The organism is Mucilaginibacter metallidurans (assembly GCF_003286435.2).
GTDB lineage: Bacteria > Bacteroidota > Bacteroidia > Sphingobacteriales > Sphingobacteriaceae > Mucilaginibacter > Mucilaginibacter gossypii.
In genome coordinates this window covers 6,155,974-6,167,962 of record NZ_CP043449.1, presented here as the reverse complement: position 1 = coordinate 6,167,962, position 11,989 = coordinate 6,155,974, and the positions used below count along the sequence as shown (strand labels likewise).

The window sequence follows — 11,989 nt, the reverse complement described above, 5'->3', positions numbered from 1 at the left end:
GTCATTGCGAGGTACGAAGCAATCGCGAACTATACAGGGCGGAACTGCAAATCGGGGATTGCTTCGTACCTCGCAATGACGGCAGAAAATGATTTTTCCAGCAGCTAAAAATACTGAAATTAATTAACCCCTAAAAGATAGCCTTTAAAATCAGCAAAATCTTTACTGATGGCTACTGCGAGCTTGGTTTTTGCTTCCAGTTCTTTTACCTGTTCCGGTACTTCAATTTTAGCAGCAACCTCATCGCTAAATACGTCAGGGAATTTACAAGGATGTGCGGTTGAAAGGAATACACCGGCGGTGTCAACAGCGGCATGGTCCTGTTTATAATCGGTTAAAGCCTGCCATGCGATAGCAGTGTGTGGGCAAACCACATAATTATAGTTATCAAATACCCAGTTGATGGCTTTTACAGTTTCCTCGTCATCGTACTTAAAGCCAACAACCAATTCTTTAAGCGCTTCGGTATCGTTTTTAAACAGATCGGCAATACGTACCCAGTTGCTTGGGTTGCCTACGTCCATTGCGTTAGATAAAGTTGCTACCGATGGTTTGGGTTGATAAACGCCGGTTTTTAGAAACTCAGGCACAGTATCATTGACATTGGTAGCCGCAATAAATTTTTCGACAGGTAAGCCCATTTTCCAGGCTAACAAACCTGCGCCTATATTGCCGAAGTTGCCGCTTGGCACGGAGAAAACTACTTTTTTAATGCCTTGCCTTAATAGCTGTGCATAAGCATTGAAGTAGTAAAAAGTTTGCGGAACCAAACGTGCAATATTGATGGAATTGGCGGATGTAAGGCGGAATTTTTCGTTTAGCTCATCATCAACAAATGCCTGTTTCACCAGGGCCTGGCAATCGTCGAAAGTACCATCGACCTCCAATGCGCGGATGTTTTGACCATTGGTAGTTAGTTGCTGCTCCTGCACGCCGCTCACTTTACCTTTTGGATAAAGGATGGTAACCCGGGTGTTAGGAACACCTAAAAAACCAAGGGCTACAGCACCGCCGGTATCGCCGCTTGTAGCAACCAGTACGTCAAGCTGTTTTTCGCCGGGCTCAAGGAAATAGCTCATTACGCGGCTCATAAAGCGAGCACCAAAATCTTTAAATGCCAGTGATGGTCCGTGGAAAAGCTCGAGGACATATACATTGTCTTCCAGCTTTACAATAGGAGCTGGGAAGTTAATGGCATCATCAATTAAGGCTTTCAAATCGGCCTCCGGAATGGAGTCGCCAAGCAGGTTTTGTGCTACTTTAAAAGCAATTTCGGGCAAGGAGTATTTATCAAGGTTGTTGATGAAATCAGCATCCAAACGGGGGATGCTGTAAGGCATATACAAGCCTTTATCCTGCGGCATGCTGTTAAAAACCGCGTCTTTGAACGATACTTCAGATAGGGTATTATTGGTACTGTAGAGTTTCATTTTTGATTTCGGAATTCGGATGTTCGATTTCGGATTTAATTAGGTTTATTAGAGCTCATCCTACCATGTCATTGCGAGGTACGAAGCAATCGCATGCTATACAGGGCGGACCTGCTTCCGTGCGATTGCTTCGTACCTCGCAATGACATAGTGGTTTGTATTGCGAAGGATTTAAGGCTATCCCAAAACCTTCGGCCCCGCGTCATTTATAGTTGATACATAACTGTTTGAACCGATCTTTAAACCGGTTAAATGCTGCTGTAATTTTTGGGTGATGGCACGGGCGGTTGCTTCATCTTTAGTAAAGGCAAACACCGACGGGCCAGAGCCGGAGATACCAAAGCTTACCGCACCAAGTTCCATCGCCATTTCACGCATTTTGTAAAAGTCAGGAATCAGCATAGAGCGTACAGGTTCAACCAGCACATCTTTCATACTGCGGCCAATGAGGTCGATATCCTGCATAAATAAACCGCTTACTAAGCCCGCAATATTGCCCCATTGGGTTACGGCATCCTTCATCTGGATGTTTTTACGAATGATTTGCCTTGCTTCACGGGTGGGTACATCCACATCCGGGAATACGATGGCGCACCACAGGTTTTTAGGATGCGGCAGCCTTACCACATCAAGCGGCTCATAACTGCGGATGAGCACAAAGCCACCAAACAGGGCAGGAGCAACGTTGTCCGCATGGCCATGACCGCAAGCCATCTCTTCGCCTTTCATAGCAAAAGGAAGTAGTTTTATCGGGTCGGAATCATCACCTAATAATGTTTTAATAGCAAACAAACCTGCAACCGTACTGGCCGAGCTTGAACCTAAACCACTGCCAATGGGCATTTTTTTGTGCAGCTCGATATCTAAACCAATATCGGTACGGCCAATACTTTGTAAATAATGCTGAACGCTCACGCTTACGGTATTCTTTGCCGGATCAAGCGGCAGCCTGCCGTCATCGCCGGTAATCTTGCTGAGGGTGATGCCAGGTTTGCCTGTGACGCGCATGATCACCTCGTCACCGGGCTCATCAACCGCAAAGCCCAACACATCAAAACCGCAAACCACATTGGCAACTGTAGCCGGGGCGAAAACGCGGATGCTACCCCCCCCGCCCCCTGAAGGGGGTGCTACCTGTGGGGCGACTTTAACTTCTTCTAAATTATTTTCCATATTAAAATTATCAAACTGTTCCTCCCCCTTTAGTGGGGCGGGGGTAAACTATAGTTCCCCCTTTAGGGGGTTAGGGGCAATTAATTAGCGCCCACATTTATTAAATCAGCAAATACGCCTGCGGCGGTTACTTCGGCGCCTGCGCCGGGGCCTTTTACTACCAGCGGACGCTCACGGTACCTGTCGGTAGTGAAGGATATGATGTTATCACTGCCGACAGCATGTAGAACGGATGGTTTTCATCAACCATTTGCAGGGTGATAGTTACTTTGCCGTCTTCCAGTTTACCGATGTAGCGTAAAACTTTGCCGTCTTTTTCGGCTGCATCTTTTAGTTTGGCAAAATGTGCGTCTTCGGTTTTTAATGTCGCGTAAAAATCTTCTACGGTTTTGGCTTCAAGGCTTGCTTTTGGCAATACGCTTTCTATTTCAACATCGGCTTCTTCCATCGCATACCCGGCATCGCGGGCGAGGATGAGCATTTTGCGCATAAAGTCCTTGCCGCTCAGATCGTCACGCGGGTCTGGTTCGGTATAGCCTTTGTCCTGGGCTTCTTTTACCACATCGTGGAAATTGGCATCGCCCTTAAAGTTATTAAAGATGAACGATATAGTGCCCGAAAGTATTGCTTCGATACGTTGCACCCTGTCGCCGCTGTTCATCAGGTTTTTAAGGGTATTAATGATCGGCAAGCCAGCACCAACGTTGGTTTCGTAAAAGAAATCAACGCCATGAGCGCGCGCGGTATCTTTAAACGTGCGGTACTGCTTATAACTGCCCGAGTTACCTATTTTATTACAGGTGATTACCGAGATATTGGCTTTAAAGATCTCCTCGTAAAAACCGATAGGAACGGGACTTGCAGTGTTGTCAATAAATACACAGTTTGGCAGGTTCATTTCTTTCATCCGGTTGATGAACGATTGCAGATCGGCTTCATAAGGCGACGATTGCAGGTCATTTTGCCAGGTATCTAAAGAGATGCCATCACTATTGAACGTCATTTTGCGGGTATTGCTGATACCGGCTATTTTAACCTGGATGCCGTTGTTATCTTTCAGGTATTCGCTATGGGCGTTCAATTGATTAAACAATGTTTTGCCAATGTTGCCGGTACCCAGGCAAAATGCATGCAGGGTTTTGGTCAACTGTACAAAGAAGGCGTCGTGCACGGCGTTCAAGGCTTTTGACAGATCGTTCGCCGAGATGATCACCGAGATGTTATATTCAGATGAGCCTTGTGCTATAGCCCTTACGTTAACACCGTTACGGCCCAGCGCATGGAACAACTTGCCCGACATGCCCGGAGTTTGTTTCATGTTTTCTCCAACAATGGCGAGGATGGCCAGATTCTTTTCGATAACCAGATGCTCCAATTTTTTGGCGGCAAGCTCCAGTTCAAACTCCTGTTCGATAACCTGTTTTGCCCTGTCTGTATCTTGCGGTTGCACCGCAAAGGTGATGCTATGTTCAGATGATGATTGAGTGATTAGGATCACGTTGATCTGCTCACGGGCAAGCAAGGAGAACAAACGGCCGCTAAAGCCTGATTTGCCCACCATGCCGCTACCCTCTAAATTGAGGATACTGATATTGTTGATAGATGAGATCCCTTTGATTGGCAGGGTAGAGGCCTTGCAATCATGACGGATCACGGTACCTTCAAACTCTGGCTCAAAGGTATTTTTAATTACGATAGGTATCTTCTTTAAAAATGCCGGGATCATGGTTGGCGGATAGATCACCTTGGCGCCGAAGTAGGAAAGCTCCATAGCTTCGGTATAAGTAAGCTCGGTTAAGGAGAACGCTTTTTTCACCATGCGGGGATCGGCAGTCATCATGCCGTTAACATCCGTCCAGATCTGAACCTCCTGAGCATTTAACGCTGCGCCGAATATGGCTGCAGTATAATCAGATCCACCGCGACCTAATGTTGTAGTTTGCCCTGCATCGTTTGAGGCGATGAAACCGGTAACGATCAATGTTTTGCCTTTGTTTTCGGTATACAGGCCTTGTACCAGTCTTTCGGTAAGTTCGGTGTTTACCTTGGCATTGCCGAAAGCGCTGTCGGTTTTGATCACATCGGCGGCGTCAACAAAAAGTACATCGCCAAAATGCTGGGCTGCAACCTTGCTCACCATCAGGGTTGAGCAACGTTCGCCGAAGGCCAGTACCTGGTCGCGGGTTTTCGGGGTAAGTTCGCGAAGGGTAAGCACGCCCTGTAAAAGTTCTTCCAGTTGGTTGAAGTGAATTTTTAAACGGGTAAGCGCCGGGTTTTGGTTTTGTACATCCAAAAGGGCTTTAACCGTATCAAAGTGACGTTTCTCCAATTCGGCTAAGCCTGCGGTAAACTCTTTGCCGTTTGCCGCATCTTCGGCCATGGCCGAAAGCAGGTTGGTTACACCGCCCATGGCAGATAATACCACCACCGGCTTTTCTTCATTTTTTACTTCATCCTTCAGGATGCTTAACAGGGTTTGGATGCTGCTTACAGATCCAACGGAAGTACCTCCGAATTTTAAAACTTTCATTTATGGGTTAGTAATCGTTCTGTAACAAAAAAACCTTCCTCTTTGCGGAGGAAGGTTTTTCTTTTGGCTTTCATTTTATGTTTTACACCATACGATTATCTTCCTCCGAGGTTTATACCGGTGGTAATAATAATTGTAGAAATGGTGTTGTTAATTGTCATATATAATGTCTGTAAAGTAAGTAGATTATTTTCTGATTTGCAAGGAATTTTTAACAATTTATGATTTTCGTAATAATTGTTAGGCAATTGAGGGGGTGATTGATGGATTTGATAATGAGGGTGATAGGTAAAAGGTTTTATCTGTCATTGCGGATTATTGTAAGTGTACAGGGAAACGACTGCGGATCCTATATGCAGTTAAATATTTTGATTGTTTAGCAAGAATGCTTGCAGGGCGTCAATAATTTATGCGAATTACGCGAACTATTTCAACCTAATGCTGAGCAAGGGGTATGATTCGATCGAATGACCCTAATTACGGCTCGGAAAGGCAGTTTGTGTAATTCGCTAATTCGAATAAATTCGTGGAGAGATTTTTACCACGAATGCCAGCATGCCATTCACAATTAACCGAATTACACAAATTATGACGTAGAATGGCAATTCGTGTAATTCGCTCAAATTCGAAAAAATTAGTGTCAAAATTAATTTGCTACTTTTGAGGCTCGATAATATGCAGGGACTAATTACAAAATCAACCGGAAGCTGGTACCAGGTACAAACCCCCGATGGGCAAAAGATAGATTGCCGCATCAAAGGTAAGTTCCGTATAAAAGGTATTACCACAACCAACCCTATTGCCGTTGGCGATGTGGTTGATTTTGAAATGGAGCCCGACAGGGAAGATGGCGTGATCACCAACCTGCATCAACGAAAAAACTACATCATCCGCAAGGCTATTAACCTGAGCAAACAGGCACAGATCATTGCTGCCAATCTCGACCAGGCTATTTTGGTAGTTACGCTGGCTTCTCCGCGTACTTCTCTGGGTTTTATAGATCGCTTTTTGGTAACTGCCGAGGCTTACGATATCCCTGCAAGACTGGTGTTCAATAAGCTCGATCTGTTTAGCGATGAAGGCCTGGAGGTTTTGGCCGATTATAAAGCTATTTATGAAGATATTGGCTACCCCTGTTTTGAAGTTTCGGCTATTGAAGGTACTAATATCAGCCAGGTGCAGGATTTGTTGAAGGATAAGGTCACCTTGTTTTCCGGCCACTCGGGCGTGGGTAAATCAAGCCTGATCAACGCGTTGCTACCCGAGTTGGACCTGCGCACACACATGGTATCCGACTGGAGCGATAAGGGGATGCACACCACCACCTTTGCCGAAATGTTTGAGCTGCCGCAGGGTGGTTTTATTATTGATACCCCCGGCATCCGCGAACTGGGTGTTATCGACATAGAAAAACAAGAGCTTGGCCATTTCTTCCCCGAAATGCGCGAACGGATGAACCAATGCCGTTTTAACAATTGCCGCCACATCAATGAACCCGGCTGCGCCGTACTCGAAGCTTTGGAAGAAGGAGAGATAACCCTATCGCGCTATGAGAGTTACCTGAGTATTTATCATGGTAACGATACAAGAGCTTAGGGAGAGAATCAAGACTTTTAGAGTCAGGAGGCAGGAGAAAAGAGTCGGGACTCTTAGAATCAGGAAGCAGGAAAAAACAAGCATAAAATTTAAGCCTTTTACAAAAGATGTCATTGCGAGAAGCGGCAGGGGCAAAAGTGCGTGGCGCGACGTGGCAATCGCATGCTATACAGGGCGGCTGTGCTTCCGTGCGATTGCCGCGCTGCGCTCGCAATGACATGGTTTTTTTATTGCTTAGGGGTAAAGTGTATGTATTAGCTTGTGGCCGAATTTATCACCCTTACCTCCCCGCTGCTTCCTTCACCAGCACATCAACAATAGCCTGTTTGTTCGGCAAATACTTATTGCACAAAAACAATCCTCCTTTACCTGTCGAGGTATTAAAGAACAAATAAGTGCCTACGCCGGGATCATCTCCGTCATGGCCTATGGTGCCGTTGGTGTATAAATTCCAGAATATGCCTTTGTTGCGGTAGGTTAAGTTGATATTTTTAGGCGGATGCTCCTTGTTGAACTGCGCGGTGAACATGGTTTGATAAGATGCCTCAGTAAGCAGCTTTTTATCGTGCCTGGCAATTGCCACTAAATATTTGCTCAAATCTTCGGGCGAAGTTTTTAGCCCTCCATCCGGATACGTAACCAGGTCATATAACGGGAAACGGCTCTTTTGATCGAGGTATAAATAGGCGTGGTTTTTTAAATCCACATCTTGAATATGCCAGCCTGAATGATCCATTTTTAGGGGCTTCAGGATATACTTTTGGGTAAACTGTGCATAAGAAAGGCCCGATTTAAGTTCAATGAGATATGCCGCCAGTGCCGAGCCGATGTTAGAATATGAGGAAACGCTTCCTGCCGGACCTTCCCCGAAATTGGCCTTGCTGTAGTACTCTCCCTGTGGGGATAAATAGTTGTAAAAGAACTGGGCTAAAGTTGTATCCTTTAATTTATCACCAAAGCCCATTTGGTTAAGGGTTTTAATCGAAACACTGTCATAAGCCCTTAGTTTAGGATAAAAATGATAGCAGTAATGATATACTTCAGGATTATCAACAATCCCTGATGTATGGTTGGTTAACTGCCTGATGGTTATTTTTCCGTTTGGGTCATTAGGATTGGTTACCTTAAAAGGTAGCACATCGTTGATATCTGTTTCCAGCGTAAAATACTTTAATTCGATAGCTTTCATCAACGCTACGGCAATAACAGTTTTACTCACCGAGCCAATGTTTTGAATTGTATTGGCCAAATAGGGGACTTGGTTGGCTTCATCTGCATAGCCAAAACTATGGGAGTAGCTAACTTTATTACCATCGGTCATGATCACATACATGCCGGGCAGGCTTTCATGCGTAAAAGCCTGTTGTAATTTGATGGTTAAAGAGTCTGGTTGGGTTTGCGCCTGGATGCCGCTGGTTATAAGTGCAAGGGTTAGCACACAAAGAAGTGTTTTCAAGGTTTTATAGGTTTTCATACGTCTATATTACAACAAACAGCATATAAACCCCTATCGATCAATGAAAATTATTTTATGTTCTGCTATGATAGTCGCGAACAGGTAAAGGTATTCAACAAAAAAGGCCTTGTGAACAACACAAGGCCCAATATTTATTCGCCTAAAGCGGTTTTGAAATCTTCGAGCAAATCGTCGAGGTCTTCAATACCTACCGAGAGGCGGATCATGCTTTCAGGAATGCCCATTTCTGCGCGGCGCTCGGCACCAAGCTCAAAGAAAATGGTTTGTGCAACCGGTATGGCCAGGGTACGTGTATCACCAAGGTTGCTTGATTTTACAACCAGTTTCAGTTTATTTAAAAATGCCAGGCAGTTGATACTTTCATCAAGCTCAATGCTCATCAAGCCGCCATAGCGTGTAAATAACTCACCGGCCAATTCATGCTGCGGGTGCGATTCAACGCCCGGGTAAAATACCTTTTTAACTTTTGGGTGATTATCGAAATACTTAGCCAGTGCCAAAGCGTTGCTGCAGGCGCGGTCAAGGCGCAGGGCCAGGGTTTCGGCGCCGACAGATATTGTATGTGCAGCTTCGGGTGATAAAGTGCCACCGGCGTCACGTAACCCTTTCTTACGGATCTGGGTCATGCCCAGGTTTTCCGGTTTTACCACAGCCTTGAAGCCCGGGAAAATGTTTGGATAGTTTGCCCAGTCAAACAAGCCGGTATTCGTAACCGCGCCACCGAGGGCGTTGCCATGGCCGCCAATGTATTTGGTAAGTGAATTAATCACTAAACTTGCTTTAACATTAATTGGGTTAAACAGATATGGCGAGGTCATGGTGTTATCAACCACGTACATAATGCCTTTTTCCTCGCACAGGTCGCCAATGTTTTTAAGGTCGGCAATTTGAGTAGCCGGGTTGGCAATAGTTTCAACAAACACCATGCGGGTATTTGCTTTTACTGCCGCGCGTACATTATCAACCGAGGTAGCATCAACAAAATCAATACTGATACCCATATCAATAAAGGTTTGGAAAATACTGCGGCTGTTCCCAAACAGGAATGAGCTGGCTACAATATGATCAGTACCTTTAATAAGGGCCATTATTGTTGCCGAAATTGCCGCCATACCAGTTGAGAAAGCGACACTTGATACCCCGCGTTCCATTTGGGTTACCTTTTGCTCCAGGGCGGTAACAGTAGGGTTACCCTGGCGCGAATAAGCGTAACCACTTTTTTTATTCTGGAAAATATCAACCAGGTCCTGCACATCCTCGTGCCCGTAGGTTACAGAGGTGTGGATAGGTTTATGTAATGAACCATGCTCGGGTTTACCAAGCCGGTCGGCATGTAATATGGTGGTAGTGAAGCCTTTTTTTGTACTCATTTTAAATCCTATTAATTAGATATACATAATAGCGGTTGCGAACTTAATTAATTACGCACTAATTACACGAATGGAATCGACACTAATTGTACTAATGATAACGAATTGACACAAATACTTATAAGGCGTTTGCAATTTGATCGAATTACACGAATTACTTATCTATAGCGAATAAGATTAATGAAATTCGCCTAAATTGTGACCAACATAAATTAATTCGTGTAAAAATTATGAGAGCTGTACTACAACGCGTTACCCGGGCAAGCTGCACAGTAGATGGAGAGATAACTGGTGAAATAGCCGCCGGATTTTTGGTGTTATTAGGAATTGAAGATGCCGATACCGCCGAAGACCTGCAATGGCTGGCCAATAAAATTACAGGCATGCGTGTTTTTGGTGATGAGAACGGCCTCATGAATAAAGCCCTTGCCGATGTTAACGGTGATATATTACTGATATCGCAGTTTACACTTTTTGCCCAAACCAAAAAAGGTAACCGTCCGTCGTTTTTAAGAGCGGCCAAACCTGATAAGGCGATCCCAATGTATGAACAAATGGTCCAAACGCTTGAAACGTTGACCGGCAAAAAGGTAGCTACGGGGATCTTTGGGGCCGATATGAAAATCAACCTGCTTAATGATGGCCCGGTAACAATAGTGATGGATACGAAGGATAGAGACAACCACTAAAACCGGCAGGCGTAGAAGTTTCTTCACAAATGCTGAATTAGGAATATATGATTAGGCAGATTCTACAAATTTTTGAAGCAAAAGTTAATTAGTGAAATTCGCTTAATTCGCCTGTAATTGGTGTGAAAATTTCTCCACGAATTCTTTGTAGTATTTACACAATTAAACGAGCTACACAAATTTTTTTATTGATACTAATTTTTAATTATCATGGCTGATATTTTATTTTAAAGAAGAATCTTACCGCATCATTGGGATTTGTTTTGAGGTGCTTAAATATTGGGACACGGTTTTATTAAAGCGGTTTATAAGGATGCCCTTGAAATAGAATTTGCAAAACTTGGGATACCATTCACCCGTGAAAAACCATATGTTATACGTTACAAAGAGCAAATACTAAAACATAGCTTTATTGCCGATTTTATTGTTTATGATGGCATTATACTCGAGGTAAAAACAAGTAAGAACATTATTGATCCACATGTTAAACAGACGCTGAATTATCTCAAAGCTTCAGGACTTAAGTTAGGGCTCGTACTTAATTTTGGCAAACCATCTTTTGAATCTCAACGTGTAATATTTTAAATGCTGCAGCCTGATTAGTGCAATTTGATTAATTGTGTACTATTCGCAAATAATTCGTGGAGGAATTCTTTTTAATTAGCTTAATTATTCCTCAATCCTTCTTCAATCCTTGCCTGCAAATCTGCTTTAAACGCATCACCAAGTTTCAGCTCATTTTTTAGCGAATCATGAAATAGCTGCTGCACCATATCATTAATAACGCGGCTTTGTTTATTGTATAATACGCACATGCCGCAACCGGCCAGGTGAATGCGAAGTTCCATTTCCTCGCGGAAGCTAAGCCGTTTAAGCTGTTTTTTTTCGATGAGGAAAGTAGCTTGTTTACAGTTGTATATAATTTTTTTTAAATAGCTCATTTCAGTTTTAATTCCAGTTTTTTTGAAGGCATGCCCTCAGGTTAACTTTTGCCCGGTGAATGATAACCCAGAAGTTGGCCTGGCTAACATGCAGTTCGGTACAAATGTTTTCGGTAGCCGCATCGTCTATGTGTTTCATGGTAAATACTGCGTTCCAAAGGGCAGGTAATTTTTGCAGGCATTTTTGCAGGATGCCGTTCAACTCTTTTTTTAACAAAGGATCCTGATCATCCATTGCCGCGATGGGCTGTGGAGCATATTCAGCTTTCCAGTGCCCATTGTCTTCCTCAAAAAAATCATCCTGCTCCTGGGCTGCTTTATTAGCCGAAGCTATAGCCAAACCAGATGACTTTTTGCGGTATACATCAATAATCTTATTCTTAAGGATAGCGGTAAGCCACGTTCGTTCGGTGCTTTTGCCCTCAAACCGGTCTACTTTTTCAAGGGCTGCCAAAAAAGTTTCCTGTACAAGGTCTTTGGCCGTATCCTCATCGTTGATGCGCACAATGGCGTACATATACAGGTAATCGGCATAGGCGGCAACCCATTTATGTGGGTTTAATACATTAGTTTCGGTTAACATGAAATGCGGTAATGCTAATACAATTACAGGCTTAGTCGGGCGCCGGGCTTAATCCTTACAAAATAAGTTTAAATTTATTTTATTTTAATCCAGGACATTCCTGATGATTGCTAAGTTACGCTACATGCCTTGATTTGAGCTTATTATGTCGATATTTATATCAGTAAAAAAAGTTAAAAATTATTGTAAGGTTATCCCCA

The 11,989-nt window shown here is 43.8% G+C and carries 9 protein-coding genes and 1 pseudogene; 3 read left to right on the top strand and 7 right to left on the bottom strand.

Annotation, left to right across the window (positions count from 1 at the left end; all coding sequences use genetic code 11):
- Positions 1 to 119: 119 nt before the first annotated feature.
- From thrC to thrA, 3 genes and pseudogenes are all read right to left on the bottom strand, one after another.
- A complete protein-coding gene (thrC, locus tag DIU38_RS26415) occupies positions 120 to 1,430 on the bottom strand; it encodes a threonine synthase (protein ID WP_112656383.1) in 1,311 nt (436 codons plus the stop codon).
- 177 nt (positions 1,431 to 1,607) lie between these two features.
- Complete coding sequence (locus DIU38_RS26410; protein WP_112656385.1) at positions 1,608 to 2,603, bottom strand: homoserine kinase; 996 nt, start codon at positions 2,601 to 2,603, stop codon at positions 1,608 to 1,610.
- A gap of 80 nt (positions 2,604 to 2,683) precedes the next feature.
- Positions 2,684 to 5,133, bottom strand: a pseudogene (gene thrA, locus DIU38_RS26405) (bifunctional aspartate kinase/homoserine dehydrogenase I).
- A 675-nt stretch (positions 5,134 to 5,808) separates the two neighbouring features.
- On the opposite strand from thrA, the gene rsgA reads away from it, so the two are divergent.
- Positions 5,809 to 6,729: a ribosome small subunit-dependent GTPase A gene (rsgA, locus tag DIU38_RS26400; protein WP_112656389.1), complete on the top strand. Its 921-nt coding sequence runs from the start codon at positions 5,809 to 5,811 to the stop codon at positions 6,727 to 6,729.
- Between the two features lie 280 nt (positions 6,730 to 7,009).
- Here the strand turns inward: rsgA and DIU38_RS26395 are convergent, their stop codons facing one another.
- Together DIU38_RS26395 and DIU38_RS26390 are read right to left on the bottom strand one after the other, a co-directional pair.
- On the bottom strand, positions 7,010 to 8,203 hold the full coding sequence (locus tag DIU38_RS26395; protein ID WP_112656393.1) for a serine hydrolase domain-containing protein: 1,194 nt from the start codon (positions 8,201 to 8,203) through the stop codon (positions 7,010 to 7,012).
- 134 nt (positions 8,204 to 8,337) lie between these two features.
- Complete coding sequence (locus DIU38_RS26390; protein WP_112656395.1) at positions 8,338 to 9,576, bottom strand: cystathionine gamma-synthase family protein; 1,239 nt, start codon at positions 9,574 to 9,576, stop codon at positions 8,338 to 8,340.
- 230 nt (positions 9,577 to 9,806) lie between these two features.
- Here DIU38_RS26390 and dtd point away from each other — a divergent pair, with 230 nt between their 5' ends.
- Complete coding sequence (gene dtd / locus DIU38_RS26385; RefSeq protein WP_112656397.1) at positions 9,807 to 10,265, top strand: D-aminoacyl-tRNA deacylase; 459 nt, start codon at positions 9,807 to 9,809, stop codon at positions 10,263 to 10,265.
- Positions 10,266 to 10,544: 279 nt separating this feature from the next.
- Entirely contained in the window at positions 10,545 to 10,850 is a 306-nt protein-coding gene (locus DIU38_RS26380; RefSeq protein ID WP_208057701.1) for a GxxExxY protein, read from the top strand.
- An 80-nt stretch (positions 10,851 to 10,930) separates the two neighbouring features.
- Here the strand turns inward: DIU38_RS26380 and DIU38_RS26375 are convergent, their stop codons facing one another.
- Both DIU38_RS26375 and DIU38_RS26370 read right to left on the bottom strand, forming a co-directional pair.
- Positions 10,931 to 11,206: a hypothetical protein gene (locus DIU38_RS26375; protein ID WP_112656399.1), complete on the bottom strand. Its 276-nt coding sequence runs from the start codon at positions 11,204 to 11,206 to the stop codon at positions 10,931 to 10,933.
- Between the two features lie 7 nt (positions 11,207 to 11,213).
- Positions 11,214 to 11,789, bottom strand: a complete 576-nt coding sequence (locus DIU38_RS26370; protein WP_090533446.1) for a sigma-70 family RNA polymerase sigma factor — start codon at positions 11,787 to 11,789, stop codon at positions 11,214 to 11,216.
- Between the last annotated feature and the right edge of the window lie 200 nt (positions 11,790 to 11,989).

Coding starts and splice junctions, on each gene's coding strand:
- thrC (WP_112656383.1), bottom strand. CDS start 1,430: ATGAAACTCTACAGTACCAATAATACCCTATCTGAAGTATCGTTCAAA.
- DIU38_RS26395 (WP_112656393.1), bottom strand. CDS start 8,203: ATGAAAACCTATAAAACCTTGAAAACACTTCTTTGTGTGCTAACCCTT.
- DIU38_RS26410 (WP_112656385.1), bottom strand. CDS start 2,603: ATGGAAAATAATTTAGAAGAAGTTAAAGTCGCCCCACAGGTAGCACCC.
- dtd (WP_112656397.1), top strand. CDS start 9,807: ATGAGAGCTGTACTACAACGCGTTACCCGGGCAAGCTGCACAGTAGAT.
- rsgA (WP_112656389.1), top strand. CDS start 5,809: ATGCAGGGACTAATTACAAAATCAACCGGAAGCTGGTACCAGGTACAA.
- DIU38_RS26390 (WP_112656395.1), bottom strand. CDS start 9,576: ATGAGTACAAAAAAAGGCTTCACTACCACCATATTACATGCCGACCGG.
- DIU38_RS26370 (WP_090533446.1), bottom strand. CDS start 11,789: ATGTTAACCGAAACTAATGTATTAAACCCACATAAATGGGTTGCCGCC.
- DIU38_RS26375 (WP_112656399.1), bottom strand. CDS start 11,206: ATGAGCTATTTAAAAAAAATTATATACAACTGTAAACAAGCTACTTTC.